Source organism: Comamonas piscis (genome assembly GCF_014109725.1).
Classification (GTDB): domain Bacteria; phylum Pseudomonadota; class Gammaproteobacteria; order Burkholderiales; family Burkholderiaceae_C; genus Comamonas; species Comamonas piscis.
In genome coordinates this window covers 251,592-268,446 of record NZ_CP058554.1, presented here as the reverse complement: position 1 = coordinate 268,446, position 16,855 = coordinate 251,592, and the positions used below count along the sequence as shown (strand labels likewise).

The window sequence follows — 16,855 nt, the reverse complement described above, 5'->3', positions numbered from 1 at the left end:
CTCACCTCTCCAAGACCTCTCCACCATGGCTGATACCGTGCAAACGTTTCTGAACTACATCAACGGCGCCTGGGTGCCCTGCTTGCTGGGCAGCACCTTTGACAACCTCAACCCCGCCGATACCCGCGATGTGGTGGGGCGCTTTCAGGCGTCGGGCCCGGCCGATGCCGAGGCGGCGGTGCAGGCCGCGCAAAAAGCCTTTGAGGGCTGGCGCAAGCTGGCCATTGGCAAGCGCGCCAAGATCCTCAACGACGCGGCCAGCTACCTGGAAAAGAACGTGGAGCAGTTTGCGCAGGAGCTGACCCGCGAGGAGGGCAAGCAGCTGAACCAGGCGCGCGACGAGTTTCTGCGCAGCGCGCAAACCTTTCGTTTTTATGCCACCGAAGGCCAGACCTTGGGCGGCGAGACCTACCCGCAGGACGATGCCAACCTGCATGTGTTCAGCCACCGCGAGCCGCTGGGCGTGGTGACCGTGATCTCGCCCTGGAACTTCCCCGCCTCCATCCCGGCGCGCAAGCTGGCGCCGGCGCTGATCACCGGCAACACGGTGGTGTTCAAGCCCTCGTCGGATGCGCCGCTGTCGGGCCTGCGCCTGGTCGAAGCGCTGGAGAAAGCCGGTGTGCCAGCCGGCGTGGTCAACTGCGTCACCGGCCGCGCGGGCGAGGTGGGTCCGGTCATCACCAACTCGCAGGCCATCCGTGCGATCTCGTTCACCGGCTCGACATCCGCCGGCACCCAGATCCACCGCACCGTACACCTCTCCACCCGGCTGCAGATGGAGCTGGGCGGCAAGAACCCGCTGATCGTGATGGAGGACGCCGACCTGGACCTGGCGGTGGACTTGGCGATCAAGGGCGGCTTCTCACTGACCGGCCAAGCCTGCACCGGCACCAGCCGCATCCTGGTGGTGCCCAGCGTGAAGGCGGCCTTTACCGACAAGCTGCTGACGCGCGTGTCCCAGCTCAAGATCGGCAACGGCATGGCGCCGGGCATGGACCTGGGCCCCTTGGCGACGGAAAAGCAGCTGCAGACGGTGCTGAACTACATCGACATTGGCAAGCGCGAGGCACGCTGGCTGTGCGGTGGCGAGCGGCTGACCGGTGGCGAGTTCGACCATGGCTACTACCTGTCGCCCGCAGTCTTTACCGATGTGAAGAACAGCATGCGCATTGCGCAGGAAGAGATCTTTGGCCCGGTGCTGGCGATCATCGAGGTCGCCGATTTTGACGACGCGCTGCGCCAGGCCAATGACTCGCAGTACGGCCTGTCGGCCAGCATCGTCACGATGAACCCGCGCTACATGCATGTGTTCACCAACGAGATCCAGTCCGGCACCGTCAAGATCAACCGCACGACCACCGGCAACCTGGTCAATGCCCCCTTTGGCGGGCTGAAGAACTCCAGCACCTCCACCTTCCGCGAATCGGGCCGCGCCGGCCTGGAATTTTTTACCCAGATCAAGACCGTCTACCGCGGTATCTGACACCTGACAGCAAGAGGAAACACGATGAAAAGCGCACTGAAACTGGAACTGGCAGAAGCCCGTGTGATGTCCCTGGCCGCACTGGCCAAGGCCAAGGAAATTGGCGTGACCGAGACGGTCTGTATTACCGACGAAGGCGGCTTTCCGCTGGTGCTCGAGCGCATGGATGGCGCCCGCGTCACCGGCCCGCAGATCGCCTGGAACAAGGCCTTCACGGCAGCAGGGCACAAGCGCTCCACCCACCTGTTCAACACGGCACCCAATGGGCCGGCGCTGCCTGGCAATGAGGCCTTTGGCATCCAGTGGAGCTTTGAAGGCAAGTTTGCGGTTTTCGTTGGCGGCTACCCCATCGTCGTCAATGGCGAGGTGATTGGTGGTGTGGGTCTGTCGGGCGGCAATGGCGAGCAGGACACCGCCTGTGGCGTGGCCGCCCTGCAGGCCTTGAAAGACCACCTGGGCGCCGCAGCCGATGTGCTGGTGCAGGCCGACATCAAGAAATAAGCGCCAGGGACAACCGAGCTGAGGTCTGCGATGAACTACCGCGTACAGTGGCTGCAGACGCAGCAATCGTTTGAAGTGGCTGCCGATGAGTCGGTGCTCGACGCCGCCACCCGCCAGGGTGTGGCGCTGCCCCATGACTGCACCTTTGGCGGCTGCGGCACCTGCCGCATGAAGGTGGAAGAGGGCGCGTTTGCCTATGCCGATGGCGAACTGCCGCTGGCCATGGGCGAGGAGGAGCATGCCCAGGGCTATGCGCTGGCCTGCCAGGCGCGGGCGCAGTCGGATCTGGTCATCAGCATCGCGACGGGCCCGGACAGCTCCTCAGCCACCCGGGTGCAGGCCACCGTGGCCGAGCTGCACATGCACACGCCCGACATCTACCACCTGGCGCTGGACCTGCCCGAGGACCATGGCTTGCGCTATGTGCCGGGCCAGTACCTGAACATCTGCCTGCCCGGTGGCGAGCACCGCAGCTTCTCGATGGCCACGCCGCCACAGGGCCGGCGCATCAGCCTGCAGATCCGCAAGATTGCCGGCGGGCGCTTTACCGATGGCCTGCTGGCGACGATGGCGGTAGGCGATGTGCTGGATGTGGAACTGCCCCATGGCAGCTTTTACTACCGGGCGCAGGATTACCAACCCATGGTGTTTGCCGCCACTGGCACCGGCTTTGCGCCGATCAAGGCGATTCTGGAATCGCTGCTGGGCGATGCCGACTGCCCGCCGATCCACTTCTACTGGGGCATGCGCAGCGAGGCGGATCTGTACCTGCTCGACGAGATCGCGGCCTGGGCCGGGCAGCTGTATGAGTTCACTTTTGTGCCGGTGCTCTCGCGCCCTTCAGAGGGTTGGACCGGCCGGCGCGGCTATGTGCAGGACGCCATTGCCGAGGACTTCGAGGACCTGTCCGAGCATTCGATCTACCTCTGCGGCTCGCCCCATATGATTGCCGATGCCAAGGCGCTGATGGCCCTGTCGGGTGCGGCGCTGGACAAGATCTACAGCGACAGCTTTATCTTCCAGAACGAAGCGGCCGCCGTGGCCGAGCTGAGCGAGCACAGCTAACCTAAGCTAAGGAACAACACCATGGATCTGGGATTGACGGGCAGGGCCGCGCTGGTCTGGGGCGGCAGCAAGGGCATGGGCTATGCAGCAGCGCGCCAGCTGGCGCTGGAAGGGGCCGAGGTGGTGATCGCCGCCCGCACCGAAAGCAGCCTGCAAGCGGCGGCGCAGGCCTTGTCGGCCGAGTGTGGCCGCCCCGTGCGCTATGTGGTGGCCGACATCACCAAAAAAGCGGGCCGTGAGGCTGCACTGGCTGCCTGCCCGCAGCCGGACATCCTGGTCAACAACTCCGACGGCTACCCGCCTGGCGATTTCCGCGACTGGACGGACGAGACCTGGCACGAGGCGCTGGACATGATGATGGTCGGCCCGATCGACATGATGCGCCGCGTGGTCGATGGCATGCAGCAGCGCGGCTACGGGCGCATCATCAATATCGTCTCGCGCAGCGTCAAGGCCGCGCATGCCGAACTGGGGCTGTCCAATGGCGCGCGCTCGGGGCTGGTGGGCTTTGTGGCGGGGCTGGCGCGTCAAACGGTACGCCACAACGTCACCATCAACAATGTGCTGCCCGGCGCGTTCGATACCGATGCGCAGGCCCGCCACATCCACAAGCTGGCCCAGCAAAGCGGCCGTCCCACAGACCAGGTGCGCCAAAGCCGCGAGGCCGCCAACCCCGCAGGCCGCTTTGGCCGGCCCGAAGAAGTCGGTGCGCTGATTGCTTACCTGGCATCGCAGCACACCGGCTATGTGACCGGGCAGAGCTGGCTGATCGACGGGGGCGAGTACCCGGGGACCTATTGAGCGTCGCATGCGGCGTGGCTTGGGCTGGGATCGCGGGGCCGGGGCTGCAAACCTCGGTAGCGCCTGCGCCTGAAAGCCCACGCAAGGTGTGCAGCTGCTTACTTGGTGACGGGCTTGATTCGTTATACTTGCAGTCTTGCCTTGGGTGATCCAGGGCGTTTTGCTTTTTACCGGTGCAGCTGCTCTTGGCGGGTCTGCACTTTTTTCTGCGCCAGCGCTTGTTTATGACCGAACCGACCCTCCCCACCTCTTCTGATGCTTCCGCACCGGCACCAGCTCCGGCTGCGCCCGCAGCGGGCGGTGATACGCGTCGCCAGCCCAAGCAGGAGCGCTCCGAGCGCCCGGCAGGCAAAGCGCCGGTGCTGAACTCGGCCATGGCCGATGCGCTGCGCGCGGCCACCAAGGGCCATGCGCTGGAAGTGGCACCCGCCGCTGCGCCTGCCGAATCGGATGCCGCACCCGTGCAACGCCAGGAGCGCAGCGAGCGCCCTGCACGCACGGGCCAAGCCCCCCGCCGCAGCAACAAGCCCGGCAGCGGTGCACGCCGTGAAGGCCCCGCATCGGGTGGCCGTGGCCCCCGCCGTGATGGTGGCCCAAGTGCTCCCCAGGCGCCCAAGGCGCCTCCCCGCCCACGCCACCCCGTGGTGGAAAAGCTTGCGGGCCTGTACCCTGCGCTGTTTGGCGACCAACCGCTGCCGCTCAAGCGCGGTGTGTTCCAGGACCTGATGGCCGCCCACCCCGATGCCTTCGAAAAGAATGAGCTGAAGGTGGCCCTGGGCCTGCATACCCGTTCGACCCGTTACCTGAACGCCGTGGCCATGGGCCAGTCCCGCCACGACCTGCAAGGCCAAGTGGTCGAAGCGATGGCGCCCGAGCACGTGTTCCATGCGCTGGTGGAGTCCTTCCGCCGCCGCAAGCCCCGTGATGGCGAAGACCTGCAGCTCAAGCTGCGCCGCCGTATCGGCATGGCCTACATCGGCTCGGACCTGAGCCGCGATGACTTCCTGGCCAAGGTCCAGGTCAAGGACGAAGCCACCCAGGCGCTGCTGGCCGACGCCATGCAGGAAGTCGCCGAGTTCGACGCCAAGGCCGAGGCCCTGGCGACCGCCCATGCCGCCAGCGGCAAGAGCGTGGCCGAGTTTGCCGACATGTACGGCATGCACCCGGCAGCTGTCGAGCGCCATCTGCACCGTGCTGCGCAGGTCAAGGCGATTGCCGCCCGTCCTGCACCGGTAGCCGCACCCGCTGCGCCAGAAGCTGCTGATGACGAAGCCGAGGCGCCCGTCGCCCAAGCCGACGACCAGGCTGCTGCCGCTGAATAAGCCCTGCGCCTGGGCCCATCTCAGGCAATCAATCAAAAAGCTGCCCACGCTCCAAAAGTGTGGACAGCTTTTTTTATGCCTCTGGCTTGATCGCTGATCTGCCGCTGCTTACACTGACCTTCTGAGACTTGGCAAGGAGAACGCCATGAAGCCCGACCCCACCAAAGCCAACCCCAAGCGCCGCTGGCTGCGCAAGTTCTGGGGCGCGGTCTGCGTGATTGCCGGCTTGGCCAGCATTGCGGCCGGGCTGGAGACGGCGCTGATGGACTGAGCGCCGTTTGGTATTTAAGAAGAAGCCAATGCCTTCTCGATAGCCGCTGCCAGCTTGGCCGGCTTGGTCATCGGGGCAAAGCGCTGCACCGTGGTGCCATCGCGCGCGACCAGAAACTTGGTGAAATTCCACAGAATCCGCCCACCCAGGATGCCCGGTGCCTGCGCCTTGAGCCAGACAAACAAGGGGTCGGCGTGCGGGCCGTTCACCTCCACCTTGGCCAGGCTGGGGAAGCTCGTCTGGTAGTTCAGCTCGCAAAACTGCGCAATCTCGGCATTGCTGCCCGATGCCTGCGCGCCAAACTGGTTGCAGGGGAGGCCCAGCACCTGCAAGCCTTGCGCGCCATACTGCTGCTGCAGCGCTTCCAGCCCTTTGAGCTGCGGCGTAAAACCGCAGGCCGTGGCGGTGTTGACGACGAGCACCACCTGGCCGGCATAGCGCGCTAGCGGTAGGGGCTGTGCGCTGGCGTCGTGGAGTACAAAATCCTGGAGCGTGTGCTGAGCTTGGGGCATGGCGGCTATCTTAGTCGCTAACCATCTGCTTAAGGCAGGCGAGATTCAATCGCCGCAATCAGCGATGCCGACAGCACCAGCGCGCCGCCCAGCAGCAGCCGGCCCGAGAGCACGGCGCCCTCGATCATCACGTTGGAGGCGCTGGCAAACACCACTTCGGACAGCATCACCACGGCAGCCGTAGTGGCGGCCAGGCGCGAGGCGCCGTACTGCAAGGTCCAGTTGCTGAGCATGATCAGCACGGCGACCACCAGCACCATCAACGGCCAACTCCAGGCGATATCGGGGAGGGCCGGCATACGGCCCAGGTAGATGCCCAGCACCGACATGGCACCAGCGGCAACCAGGCCGCCAAAGAACATGGCCAGCATGCGCGCCTCGCCCGGCACCCGGTACTGGCTGCGCAAAACCACATTGGTGCCGGCAAAGGTAAAGCCGCCGGCAATCGCCAGCGCATCGGGCAGTGAGAGGTTGGCTGTCAGGCTCTGCCAGGTGGCGCCGGCCGGGATCATCACGATCAGCACGCCGCTGAAGGCCAGCACCAGGCGCAGGACCGAGTATTTGTTGGGCCTCTCCCCCAGAAAGTACCAGGCCAGCAGCACCGACCAGGCGGGCATCAGATAGAACAGCAGCACCACGCGCACCACATCGCCGGTGGTAGCGGCCCAGTTGAACAGCACATTGGTGGTGCCGGAGGTAAAGGCCAGCAACAGCAGCATGGGGTGGCGCCGGGCAATGGCCGCCGCTGCAGGTTTGACCAGCATCAGCCCGCAAAACAGGATCAGGTAGACCAGGGCGGTGGCCAGCACCGGGTGTACGCCCATGCCTTGCAGCTGGCGGAACGGCCACCAGATCGTGCCCCAGATCAGGGCATTGGTCATCAAGGCTAAAAAGGGCAGCGCGGTGAGCATGGGGCAACGGAGAGCAGCGCCTGGGGTCAACAGGCGCTGTCAGCTTTCTATGGGTAGGGATGCAGGTGGGCGGCAGGGCTTGGCGCCTTGCCCACCGCAGGGCTCATCAGTGGTGGTCGTGGCGGGCAATGTCCAGCAGCCGTTTGATTTCCTGCGGATGCTGCTTGCAATTATGCCGGTGCCAGAGCTGGATGCACCACATGATGCCGGCCACCAGCAGGCCAAAGCAGGTGATGGCGCCATAGGCCGACATGCCAAACCGGGTGAACATGCTGTAGACGACGCCCAGACCCAGGATGCAGGCCTGCTCGTTGAAGTTTTGCACAGCAATCGAGCGGCCCGAGCCCATCAGGTTGTGGCCCCGGTGCTGCAGCAGTGCGTTCATTGGCACCACTAGGAAGCCGCCCAGGCCCCCCAGCACAATCAGAAAAGGCACCGCCAGCCAGATGCTGTGGATGAAGTTCATGCCCACTACCAACAGGCCCATCGCAATGCCCAGCGGGATCACGCGCGTGGCGCCGTCCAGCTTCATGCGCATGGAGGCCAGAATCGCGCCGACTGCCGTGCCAATGGCCACCACGCCAACGAGGGCCGAGGCCTTGGTAGTGCTGTAGCCCAGCGCGACGGCGCTCCAGGCCAGCACGATGTAGCGCAGGTTGCCCGACACGCCCCAGAACAAGGTGGTGGTCGACAGCGAAATCTGGCCGAGCTTGTCGTGCCAGAGGCGGTTGTTGCAGCGCCAAAAGTCAGGCAGCAGGTCCATCACATTGGAGAACATGCTGCGGCTCATGTCCTGGCGCAGCGGCACCAGCTGGGTAGCGGTGCGGGGGATGCGGGTGTTGAACCAGGCAGCGCCTGCATAGAGCAGGCCGATCACGCAGATCGCTGCCTCCGATGGGGTGTCGATGGGGGTATCGATCAGCGGCAGGTCAAAGGACAGCAGCCAGCCGGAGATTTGGGGGCCTACCAGTTGGCCGCCCAGCAGCACACCCAGAATGATCGAGGTGATGGTCAGCCCCTCGATCCAGCCATTGGCCCGCACCAGCTGGCTGGCCGGCAGCAGTTCGGTGAGGATGCCGTACTTGGCGGGGGAGTAAGCCGCAGCGCCCAGGCCTACGACGGCATAGGCCAGCAGCGGATGGTGGCCAAACAGCATCAGCAGGCAGCCGATCACCTTGATGGCATTGCTGATGAACATCACCTGCCCCTTGGGGTAGGCATCGGCAAATGCGCCCACAAACGGTGCCAGGATCACGTAGAACAGCGCGAACATGGGCACCAAGGCGGCCCGTTGCCACTCGGCTGCACCTGAGTTGATCAGCAGATCGACGGCAACGACAAACAGGGCGTTGTCGGCCAGCGAGCTGAAAAACTGCGCCGACATGATGGTATAGAAACCGCGCTTCATTCGTTGGAGAGGCTAATAAGGGATGCTAATGGCGCGAGAAATTTGTAAGCTACGTGTAGGGAGTCGAGGTTATAGCACGCAGGGCTGAAAGCACGGTGCCAGAATACTAGGGGTTTTCATAATCTTGTTGTGAGTATTTGCCATGCCGCGCCCCATTCTAGCCACCATTCATACCGCTGCTTTGCAACATAACCTGGCCCGCGCGCGCCAGGCGGCGCAAGACGCCAAGCTGTGGTGTGTCGTGAAAGCAAACGCTTACGGCCATGGCATCGAGCAGGTGTTTGACGGCATGCGCGCCGCCGATGGCTTTGCGCTGCTGGAGCCGTCCGAAGCCCAGCGCATCCGCGATCTGGGCTGGCGCGGCCCGATTCTGTTGCTCGAAGGCGTCTTCGATGCACGTGACCTGGAGCTGTGCTCGCGCCTGAACCTTTGGCACACGGTGCACTGCGACCAGCAGATCGACTGGCTGGCGGCCCACAAGACCCAGCAGCCGCACCGCGTCTTTCTGAAGATGAACTCCGGCATGAACCGCCTGGGCTTTACCGCCGAGCGCTACCGCTCCGCCTGGGCCCGCCTCAATGCGCTGACCCAGGTGGACGAGATCTCCCTCATCACCCACTTCAGCGATGCCGACACCGCCAAAGGCATTGGCGCAGCGCTGGCGCTGTTCAACCAGACCACCTTGGACCTTCCCGGCGAGCGCAGCATCTGCAACAGCGCCGCGATGCTGCGCAACCCCGACATGCCAGCCAGCCAACGCGGCGACTGGGTGCGGGGCGGCATTCTGCTCTACGGCAGCGCGCCCGATTACCCGCTGCAAACCGCCGAGGACTGGGGCCTGCAGCCGACGATGACCTTGTCGGCCAAGGTCATCGGCGTGCAGGAGCTGCAGGCCGGCGATACCGTCGGCTACGGCTCGGCCTTCACCGCCGACAAGCCCATGCGCATCGGCGTCGTCGCCTGCGGCTATGCCGACGGCTACCCCCGCCACTGCGGCAACGGCACCCCCGTGCTGGTCGACGGCCAGCGCTCGCGCCTGATCGGTCGTGTCAGCATGGACATGGTCACCGTCGATCTCACCGACATCCCCCAAGCCGGCTGGGGCAGCGAAGTGACTCTGTGGGGCCGCGCCGCCAACGGCACGGTGCTCCCCATCGACGAAGTGGCGCAGGCCGCAGGCACCGTGGGCTATGAGCTGATGTGCGCGGTGGCGCCACGGGTGCCGGTGGTGGTGGATGGGCACTGAGCTGCCTCAAAAATAGGCAAATCTTTGAAGGGTTGGGCTGGCGCTGCGCGTGCTTTGCTGAAGTATTCCGCCAGCCACGCAGGCTTTAAAGAAATGCCTGCCTTTGTAGCCTGAGCGCGTCGCGGTCTATGCTGGCTGCGAGCTGTTCCATATCCACCGGGCTGACACCCAGCGCCCGAAAATGCGCAGCCCATTGGTCGACGACAGTAGCCACTTGTTTAACCAGCGACAGGGCGCGCGGCCTTTTAAGGCCGTATTCATTGATCTGGCTGAGGGCGTTCTCCAGACTGGATTCGGCCCCCATGGTCCCCACACTGAGGGCTTGGTAGCCCAGGTTCTGCAGGCTCGGCACTACGTCGTAGGCGGGGCTCAGGTCGTAGTAGTTATCAGCCAGGTTGAGGCTGAGGCTGTGGTTGCGCTCATGGTCGTCGGTGTTGTCCATGAGGATGTTAAAGACCATGCGCTTGAATAACTCCTCTCGCATGGCGGCTTGGCGCTCTGGATGGCCCAGGCGCAGCAGGATGCTTGCCAGGGCGCTATAGCTCATCTCCAACCCCGCAGCGCGCAAGGCGGTGTGGGCGGATTGGCAGTGCACCCGGAAGGGGCCGATGCGATCAAAACGCGCAATGGTGAGTGCGTGCCGCGCCTTGCCATAGCGCGGTGGCAGAGGCAGCACGGCAGTCTTGGCGGTGTATATGTTGGCCTGTGCGGCCAGCCTCATCGTCGCGTGTTCAATCAGCGGCGTATCCACAGCATCATCCAGCTCGCTGAACTTGATGACGCAAGGGCCGTTGTCGGTTTGCAGCAAGGCCTTGGGCCGGGCGCCGCCCAAGGTGACGCCGGGCTGGACCAGGCGCTGTATCTCGGGGGTGATCGGGGCCTGGGTCTGAACATCCTCGACGGCGGCAGCGAGTTGCGCCAAGTCCTTCAGCTGTGGATAGGGCCCGATGTAGCGCGGCAGGTAATGCTCGGCCGAGGTGGAGATGCCCAGCGCGCCAAAGCGGTCGTCCCCGGCAAAGAGCAGCATCTCCAGAATCGACAGGCGTGCCGGCCGGTCGATGTGGCGGATGATGCGCTCGCCCCATCGGTCAGGCCGGGCATCGTCAATGGCGCCGGGTGCCGTGTGCTTTTCGTCGTTGCTGAAGAGCTGGCCTTGCACCAAGGGCAGGTCCTGGCTGAGTGCAAAGTTCCACCAATCTGGCGCATAGCTGAACGTGGCGCAATCCGCCACCAGCTGCGAAAGGCTGACCGTGCCCGCCAAGGTGGGCGCCGCCGGGTTGACCATGGCCCAGACATAGAGCTGGTCTTGCGGCACATAGGTGCGTGCAGAGACGGAGGGGAAGGCGGCGGCGGTCATGGCTTTTGGGGAGGCTTCTTGGCCATGAGAGCGGCAAGCCCTGGGGCTGCACTTGTCCATTCCTGGCGTGCCTCGTTCAACAAGCCAGGAATGATGGAGGCAAGGTCGGATTCCTGGCTGGGGTACACGGCACTATCCGCGTTGGCCGTTGGCGGCACCAGACGGTTTGGCTGGGGCGCTTTGGGTTTGCGTTGAGCTTTTGCCTTGGCGACCTCCCGCTCCAGCGCCGCATGGTCGTTCTGCGGCGCAATCAACTCGGCCAAATCGCCCTTTGGATTGATCAGCCACATGCACATCACATAGGAGGCCATTGCGACCGACGGATCACCCCGTTCGATCCGCGCCATCGTGGGCTGCGAAATGCCCAGTCGTTTGGCCCATTGCGCCTGCGACTCTCCCCGCCGCTTACGGGCGATCGCAATGTTCTGCGCCAGCTTTTCGATCTGCTGCAGAACAGCTTGCGGGTAGTCGGAGGGCGGTGTGTTTTGGCGAGGCATTCATAGATATTAGTCTTTTGCGCGAGAAAAGCAAATCTATGAATTATTTCGACTCTACGTTGCTCAAATCCGACCAACCTCTGCTTGCTAAAGGTGTTAAGCAACATAGATGTTGTCATTTACGCATATTTTATTCATCTATAAATAATTCAAGAAGAATGTGTCATGCCTCACTGCTCTTCTTCAAGTGAGCCGCGTGATCTCTGGGGGCTCATCTAGCAGGCTGTTCTGTCGAAAGTCACCAATAAATTGCTCAAAAAATAGGCAGCCATTAACCCACGGGTTTACCCTGATGTCCGCAGGGTCTGTGCAGGCCGCGCGCAATTAGCGTACAGTTTTGTACGTTTAATGCTTTTGCCTCCTTACCATGACCCCCAAAGAACGCCAACCCCGCAGTGATGCGCTGGCCCACCGCAGCCAGTTGCTCGATGCGGCCCTGCATGTGTTTACCGAGCAGGGGGTGACGGTGGCTTTGGATGTGGTGGCGGAGCGGGCGGGGGTGAGCCGCACGACGCTGTACCGCAATTTTGCGGACAGGCCGGCGCTGCTGCGGGCCTTGTTGATCCACATTTTGGAGCGGCTGGCCGCCAAGGCCCATGCCTTGAGCGAGACGGGCGATGCCGATGCGCTGTTCGAGTTTCTGCGCCTCTGGGCCCATGACTCGGTGCTGACCGTGCCGTTGACCGATTACTGGCGTTCGCTGCCGCTCGATGACCCCTTGGTCGTCGATCTGCGTGCGCGCCTCTTGGCACTGGTGACGCCCTTGTTGCTGCAGGCCAAGGCGGCTGGCCGCTGCCGGGAGGATTTGGAGGGCGCTGATTTGCTGCTGATCGTTGGCATGTTCAGCGCAGCGCGGCGTGGCCGCACGCCGGCCGAGCGCCTGCAACTGAGCGACCGCGCCTGGCAGCTGATCACCGAAGGCCTGCGCACGGATGCCAGGGAGACGGTATGAACGCGCCCGCCTTTCGCTATGTAGAACAACCGCCTGACTGGGAGACGCATGAGCGTCCCGTGCTGCCAGGCTCACCCGCGCGGCTGCAGCACACGCTGCCCCGGCGTATCGCCTACATCATGGTGGGCCTGTTTGTGGGCCTGGTCGGTGGCTTGGGCAATGGCCTGGTCACGGCCAATCTGACCTCCATCCAGGGCCAGCTGGGCCTCACCCCGGTGGAGGCCGCCTGGCTGCCGGCCGCCTATGTGATGGTCAATGTGACGGCCAACCTGCTGGTCTTCAAAAGCCGGCAGCAACTGGGCCTGCGGGTGTTTGCCGAATGGGGCCTGGGCATTTACGCGCTGCTGGCGCTGCTGCACGTGTTTGTCGAGGGCTACACGATGTCGATCATCGTGCGCGCCGTCGCTGGCTTTGCTGGCGCCACCACCACCTCGCTGGCCGTGATGTATGTGATGCAGGGCTTCCCAGCTTCCAAGGTGCCATCGGCCTTCATCCTGGGCATGAACATGTCCTCGATCGCCGTGCCTCTGGCCTGGGTGCTGTCGCCCTCGCTGGTCAACGTCAACCCCTGGCCCCATCTGTATGCGTTTGAGGCCGGGTTGGCGCTGATGGCCTTTGCGGCCGTGGTGGTGCTCAAACTGCCAAGAGGCCTGCAGATCCATGTGTTTGAACCGCTGGATTTTGTGACCTTCTTGCTGGTCGCGCCTGCCGTCGGCCTGCTGTGCGCGGTGCTGGCCCAGGGCGTAAATGCCTGGTGGTTTAGCACCCCCTGGCTGGCCTATGCGCTGATCGCCTCGCTGGTGTTGTTTGCGCTGGCGGCCCTGCTGGAGTACAGCCGCCGCACGCCGCTGATCCAGCTGCGCTGGCTGATGCATCCCACGACGCTGACCTTTATGGCGGGCGCCATCATGATGCGTTTCATGATCTCGGAGCAGAACTATGGCGTGGTGGGCCTGCTGCGCGCGATGGGCGTGGTGCCCGAGCAGCTGCAGGCGCTGTATGGCGTGATCTTTGTTGGCATGCTGCTAGGCGTGATTGTTGGGGCGGCCACCTTCAGCCCCCAGGCCATCCTGCCGCAGATCCTGACCTCGATCCTGCTGATCGGCGCGGGTGGCTGGCTGGATCTGCACTCCACCAGCCTGAGCCGTCCGCATGACTTTTTCTTCAGCCAGTTCCTGATCGCGTTCTCGGCGGCGCTGTTCATGGGGCCAGTGATGATGATCGGCATCCAGCGGGCGCTGGGCAAGGGGTTGGACCACATGGTCACCTTTGTGGTGCTGTTCTCGGTGACCCAAAGCCTGGGCGGTTTGCTGGGCCCCGCGCTGCTGGGAAGCATCCAGCAGCAGCGCGCCCAGCTCTACACGCAGGCGATTGCGGCCGATATGCCGGTGACCAACCCGCTGGTCGCCCAGCGCCTGGCCCAGCAGTCGCAAGCACTGGGCCGCACCATCACCGACCCGGTGCAGCGCGGCGCCCAAAGCCAGGCCCAGCTGGTGCAGGTGATCCGGCGTGAAGCGGCAGTGCGCGCCTTCAACGATGTGTTCCGCGTGATTGGCGCGATGGCGCTGGCCTTCCTGGCCTGGGCGTTCTACCGCGTGCTGCGCCAGCGCATGCTGGCCTGGCTGGCGCGGCGCCGGGGTGAGCTGCCGGCGCCCATCTAACCCCAGCCCCTTTTCGACCCCTATCTATAAAGCAACAACAATGTCTGATACTGAAAACACCTCTCCCAACGCTGCAGCCGCTCCCACAACGGCGCCTGCAGCGCCCCAAGCCACACCTGCGCCTGCGGCCCCATTGCCCGCGCCCGCGCCTGCCGCATCGCCCACCGCCAAGCTGATCCGGCCCAGCCGCCGCGCGGTACTGACGATGGCGGTCGTCGCGCTGGCCGGCGTGCTGCTGGTGCTCTGGGCCTGGAAGCTGCCGCCCTTTGCATCCGACATGATGCGCACCGACAACGCCTATGTGCGTGGCCAGATCACTGTGTTGGCGCCCCAGGTCAGCGGCTATGTGACGGAGGTGAATGTGCAGGACTATGCGCATGTCAAACGCGGCGATGTGCTGCTGCGCATTGATGACCGCATCTATGAAGAGAAAGTGGCCCAGGCCCAGGCGCAGCTGGACAATGCCCGCGCGCAGCTGGCCAACTCAGACCAGACCCAGGCGCAGAACCGCGCCAACCTGGGCGCACGCCAGGCCAGCCTGTCGGCGGTGGATGCCGAAGCCCGCCGTGCGGGCGCCGATCTGCAGCGGGTCGAGGACCTGGCCGCGCGCGGCTCGGTGTCGCTGCGCGAGCGCGACCAATCCCGCGCCACCAGCCAACTGGCCAAGGCCAATGTGCAAAAGGCGCAGGCCGACATCCGCATCGGCGAGCAAAGCATCAAATCCACCCAGGTGGCACGCGCCAGCCTGGAAGCCCAGGTGAAGGGCGCCGAAGCCCAGCTGGGCCTCGCCAAGATCGACCTGGACAACACGGTGGTGCGTGCGCCGCGTGATGGCCAGATCAGCGAGGCCTCCGTGCGCCAGGGCCAGTACGTGGCCTCGGGCACGCAGCTGCTGTTCCTGGTGCCCGACCAGCTCTGGGTGGTGGCCAACTTCAAGGAAACCCAGATCGCCCATATGCAGCTGGGCCAGGCCGCGAGCTTCTCTGTGGATGCGCTCGAAGGCGCCGAGCTGAGCGGCCATATCGAGCAGATGGCCCCAGCTACCGGCTCGGAGTTCAGCGTCATCAAGGCGGACAACGCCTCGGGCAACTTCATCAAGATCGTGCAGCGCCTGCCGATCCGCATTGCGATTGACCCGAACCAGCCGCTGGCCGCCCGCCTGCGCCCCGGCATGTCGGTCGAAGTGCATGTGGACACGCGCGCCGCCAAGGCCGCCGCCCAGGGAGAACAGCCATGACCGGCCCCCGCCTTTTGCGCGGCTCGGCCTGTACCACGCTGACGGCGCTGGGCATGGCCCTGCTGCTGGCCGGTTGCGCCCCCGCCCTGCGCCAGGCGCCCGCCGATGCCGCCGTGACCGTGCCCAGCGCCTGGGCGCAGACTGAGGCTGCTGCTACCAGCGGGCCTGAGGCAGTCGTGCCCGCCGCCTGGTGGCAGGCCTTTGGCGATGAACAGCTCAACCACTATGTGCAGGCCGCGCTGGCCCGCAACGCCAACCTGCAGGTGGCAGGCACCCGGGTAGCGGCAGCCCGCGCCCAACTGGCGGCGGCCGATGCCGCACTGCAACCCAACCTGTCGCTGGGCACCAATGTGGGGGCGACCCACACCTTGACGGCCTCGGGCATCACCACCAGCCGCTCCATCCAGCCCCAGTTGCAGGCCAGCTGGGAGCCCGATCTCTGGGGCCGCCTGGGCGACCGCAGCACGGCAGCCGATCTGCAGTACCGCGCCAGCCAGGCCGACCGCGATGCGGTGGCGCTGACGGTGGCGGCCACCACGGCCCAGGCCTATGTCGATCTGCTGGGCCGCGAGGCGCAACTGGCCCAGACGCGCCAGACCCTGCAGACCCGCAGCACCGCGCTGCAGCTGGCCCGTGACCAGGAATCGGTGGGCTATATCTCGCGCCTGCAGGTGACCCAGGCCCAGGCCGAGTACGAGGCCATCCAGGGCCAGATCCCGCCGCTGGAGCTGGCGATTGCGCGGCAGTACAACGCGCTGCAATTGCTGGCCGGCGATGTGCCCGCCGTGCGCGATACCGCTGCGGCCGACGGCCAGGGCTTTGCCCGCCTGCAGATGCCGGTGGTGCCCGCTGCGCTGCCGTCGACCCTGCTGCGCCGCCGGCCTGACCTGGTGCAGGCGGAGCTGAACCTGGCCGCCAGCGATGCCGGCCTGCGTGCCAGCCGCGCCGCCTACCTGCCCCAGCTCAACCTCAGCGCCAGCGCAGGGCGGCTGTTTGTCAATGCGCTGCAGTACAACCCGATCAACGTCTGGAGCCTGGGCGCCAGCGCGCTCGCACCGCTGTTTGATGGCGGCCGGCTTGATGCCCAGTACGACACGGCCACGGCCCAGCGCGACCAAGCCGCCTACGCCTACCGGGGCGCGGTGCTGTCGGCCTTGGGCGATGTGGAAAACGCGCTGGTCGGCGTGCAACGCCTGGCCGAGCAGGAGCAGGCGGCTGAGCGCCGCCGGGCCGTGCTGGCCCAGACGCTCGGCTATGCCAAGGACCGCTATGAGGCGGGCTATGCCTCCTACCTGGAGCAGATCGACGCCCAGCGCAACCTGTTCCAGGCCGAGACCGAGCTGGTCAACCTGCGCCAAAGCCGGCTGGACAACCAGATTGCGCTGTACCGTGCGCTGGGCGGCGGCTGGTCGGCCGATGCCGTTTTGCCGGCAACAGCAGTGCAGCCCGTGGCTGCAGATTAGGCCGGGCTTAAACGGGCAGCAAAGCGTTGTGCCCCGCCCTCAGAGAGCCCCATCCAGGGGTGATCCCGGTTTAGCAGGCCCTGGTGCAGCCGCATAATGCGCGAATGCCCCGTTCTGGGGCGTTTTGTGCAGATAGGCGGTGCGCCTGCGCCTTCTGCAGCTGCCGGG

At 64.9% G+C, this 16,855-nt stretch carries 16 protein-coding genes; 11 read left to right on the top strand and 5 right to left on the bottom strand.

From position 1 onward, the window contains the following. The first annotated feature begins 25 nt into the window (after nt 1-25). The 6 genes from HS961_RS01335 (at nt 26) to HS961_RS23680 (ending at nt 5,443) form a co-directional block, all read left to right on the top strand. Nucleotides 26-1,483, top strand: coding sequence for an aldehyde dehydrogenase family protein (locus HS961_RS01335; RefSeq protein WP_182326020.1), 1,458 nt, complete (start codon nt 26-28; stop codon nt 1,481-1,483). A gap of 24 nt (nt 1,484-1,507) precedes the next feature. Continuing rightward, on the top strand, nt 1,508-1,984 hold the full coding sequence (locus tag HS961_RS01330; protein WP_182326019.1) for a GlcG/HbpS family heme-binding protein: 477 nt from the start codon (nt 1,508-1,510) through the stop codon (nt 1,982-1,984). A gap of 30 nt (nt 1,985-2,014) precedes the next feature. Then, nucleotides 2,015-3,049 carry a 2Fe-2S iron-sulfur cluster-binding protein gene (locus HS961_RS01325; protein ID WP_182326018.1) on the top strand — a complete coding sequence of 345 codons (1,035 nt, stop codon included), beginning with the start codon at nt 2,015-2,017 and terminating at the stop codon, nt 3,047-3,049. Between the two features lie 21 nt (nt 3,050-3,070). After that, nucleotides 3,071-3,850: an SDR family oxidoreductase gene (locus HS961_RS01320; RefSeq protein WP_182326017.1), complete on the top strand. Its 780-nt coding sequence runs from the start codon at nt 3,071-3,073 to the stop codon at nt 3,848-3,850. A gap of 224 nt (nt 3,851-4,074) precedes the next feature. Further along, complete coding sequence (locus tag HS961_RS01315) at nt 4,075-5,172, top strand: ProQ/FINO family protein (RefSeq protein ID WP_238347736.1); 1,098 nt, start codon at nt 4,075-4,077, stop codon at nt 5,170-5,172. A gap of 145 nt (nt 5,173-5,317) precedes the next feature. Then, nucleotides 5,318-5,443 (top strand): hypothetical protein, encoded by a 126-nt coding sequence (locus HS961_RS23680; RefSeq protein WP_272956283.1) that lies wholly within the window; start codon nt 5,318-5,320, stop codon nt 5,441-5,443. 14 nt (nt 5,444-5,457) lie between these two features. Here the strand turns inward: HS961_RS23680 and HS961_RS01310 are convergent, their stop codons facing one another. The 3 genes from HS961_RS01310 to lplT form a co-directional block, all read right to left on the bottom strand. Beyond that, nucleotides 5,458-5,955, bottom strand: coding sequence for a glutathione peroxidase (locus tag HS961_RS01310; protein ID WP_182326016.1), 498 nt, complete (start codon nt 5,953-5,955; stop codon nt 5,458-5,460). Nucleotides 5,956-5,984: 29 nt separating this feature from the next. Beyond that, nucleotides 5,985-6,866: a DMT family transporter gene (locus HS961_RS01305; protein WP_182326015.1), complete on the bottom strand. Its 882-nt coding sequence runs from the start codon at nt 6,864-6,866 to the stop codon at nt 5,985-5,987. Between the two features lie 106 nt (nt 6,867-6,972). Then, nucleotides 6,973-8,274, bottom strand: coding sequence for a lysophospholipid transporter LplT (gene lplT, locus HS961_RS01300; protein ID WP_182326014.1), 1,302 nt, complete (start codon nt 8,272-8,274; stop codon nt 6,973-6,975). Nucleotides 8,275-8,416: 142 nt separating this feature from the next. On the opposite strand from lplT, the gene alr reads away from it, so the two are divergent. Next, on the top strand, nt 8,417-9,520 hold the full coding sequence (gene alr / locus HS961_RS01295) for an alanine racemase (protein WP_182326013.1): 1,104 nt from the start codon (nt 8,417-8,419) through the stop codon (nt 9,518-9,520). Nucleotides 9,521-9,605: 85 nt separating this feature from the next. Here the strand turns inward: alr and HS961_RS01290 are convergent, their stop codons facing one another. Both HS961_RS01290 and HS961_RS01285 read right to left on the bottom strand, forming a co-directional pair. Beyond that, the gene (locus HS961_RS01290; protein ID WP_182326012.1) at nt 9,606-10,877 is read right to left on the bottom strand and encodes a type II toxin-antitoxin system HipA family toxin; all 1,272 of its coding nucleotides are present in this window, start codon (nt 10,875-10,877) and stop codon (nt 9,606-9,608) included. Then, nucleotides 10,874-11,374, bottom strand: coding sequence for a helix-turn-helix transcriptional regulator (locus HS961_RS01285; RefSeq protein WP_182326011.1), 501 nt, complete (start codon nt 11,372-11,374; stop codon nt 10,874-10,876). The genes HS961_RS01290 and HS961_RS01285 overlap by 4 nt, the downstream gene beginning before the upstream one ends. 367 nt (nt 11,375-11,741) lie before the next feature. Here HS961_RS01285 and HS961_RS01280 point away from each other — a divergent pair, with 367 nt between their 5' ends. The 4 genes from HS961_RS01280 to HS961_RS01265 are packed head-to-tail and all read left to right on the top strand — an operon-like array spanning nt 11,742 to nt 16,687. Beyond that, on the top strand, nt 11,742-12,326 hold the full coding sequence (locus HS961_RS01280; protein ID WP_182326010.1) for a TetR/AcrR family transcriptional regulator: 585 nt from the start codon (nt 11,742-11,744) through the stop codon (nt 12,324-12,326). Further along, a complete protein-coding gene (locus tag HS961_RS01275; protein ID WP_182326009.1) occupies nt 12,323-13,987 on the top strand; it encodes an MFS transporter in 1,665 nt (554 codons plus the stop codon). The genes HS961_RS01280 and HS961_RS01275 overlap by 4 nt, the downstream gene beginning before the upstream one ends. A gap of 40 nt (nt 13,988-14,027) precedes the next feature. Then, nucleotides 14,028-15,224: an HlyD family secretion protein gene (locus tag HS961_RS01270; protein ID WP_182326008.1), complete on the top strand. Its 1,197-nt coding sequence runs from the start codon at nt 14,028-14,030 to the stop codon at nt 15,222-15,224. Then, nucleotides 15,221-16,687 carry an efflux transporter outer membrane subunit gene (locus HS961_RS01265; protein WP_182326007.1) on the top strand — a complete coding sequence of 489 codons (1,467 nt, stop codon included), beginning with the start codon at nt 15,221-15,223 and terminating at the stop codon, nt 16,685-16,687. Before HS961_RS01270 ends, HS961_RS01265 begins: the two co-directional genes overlap by 4 nt. The last annotated feature ends 168 nt before the right edge of the window (nt 16,688-16,855 follow it).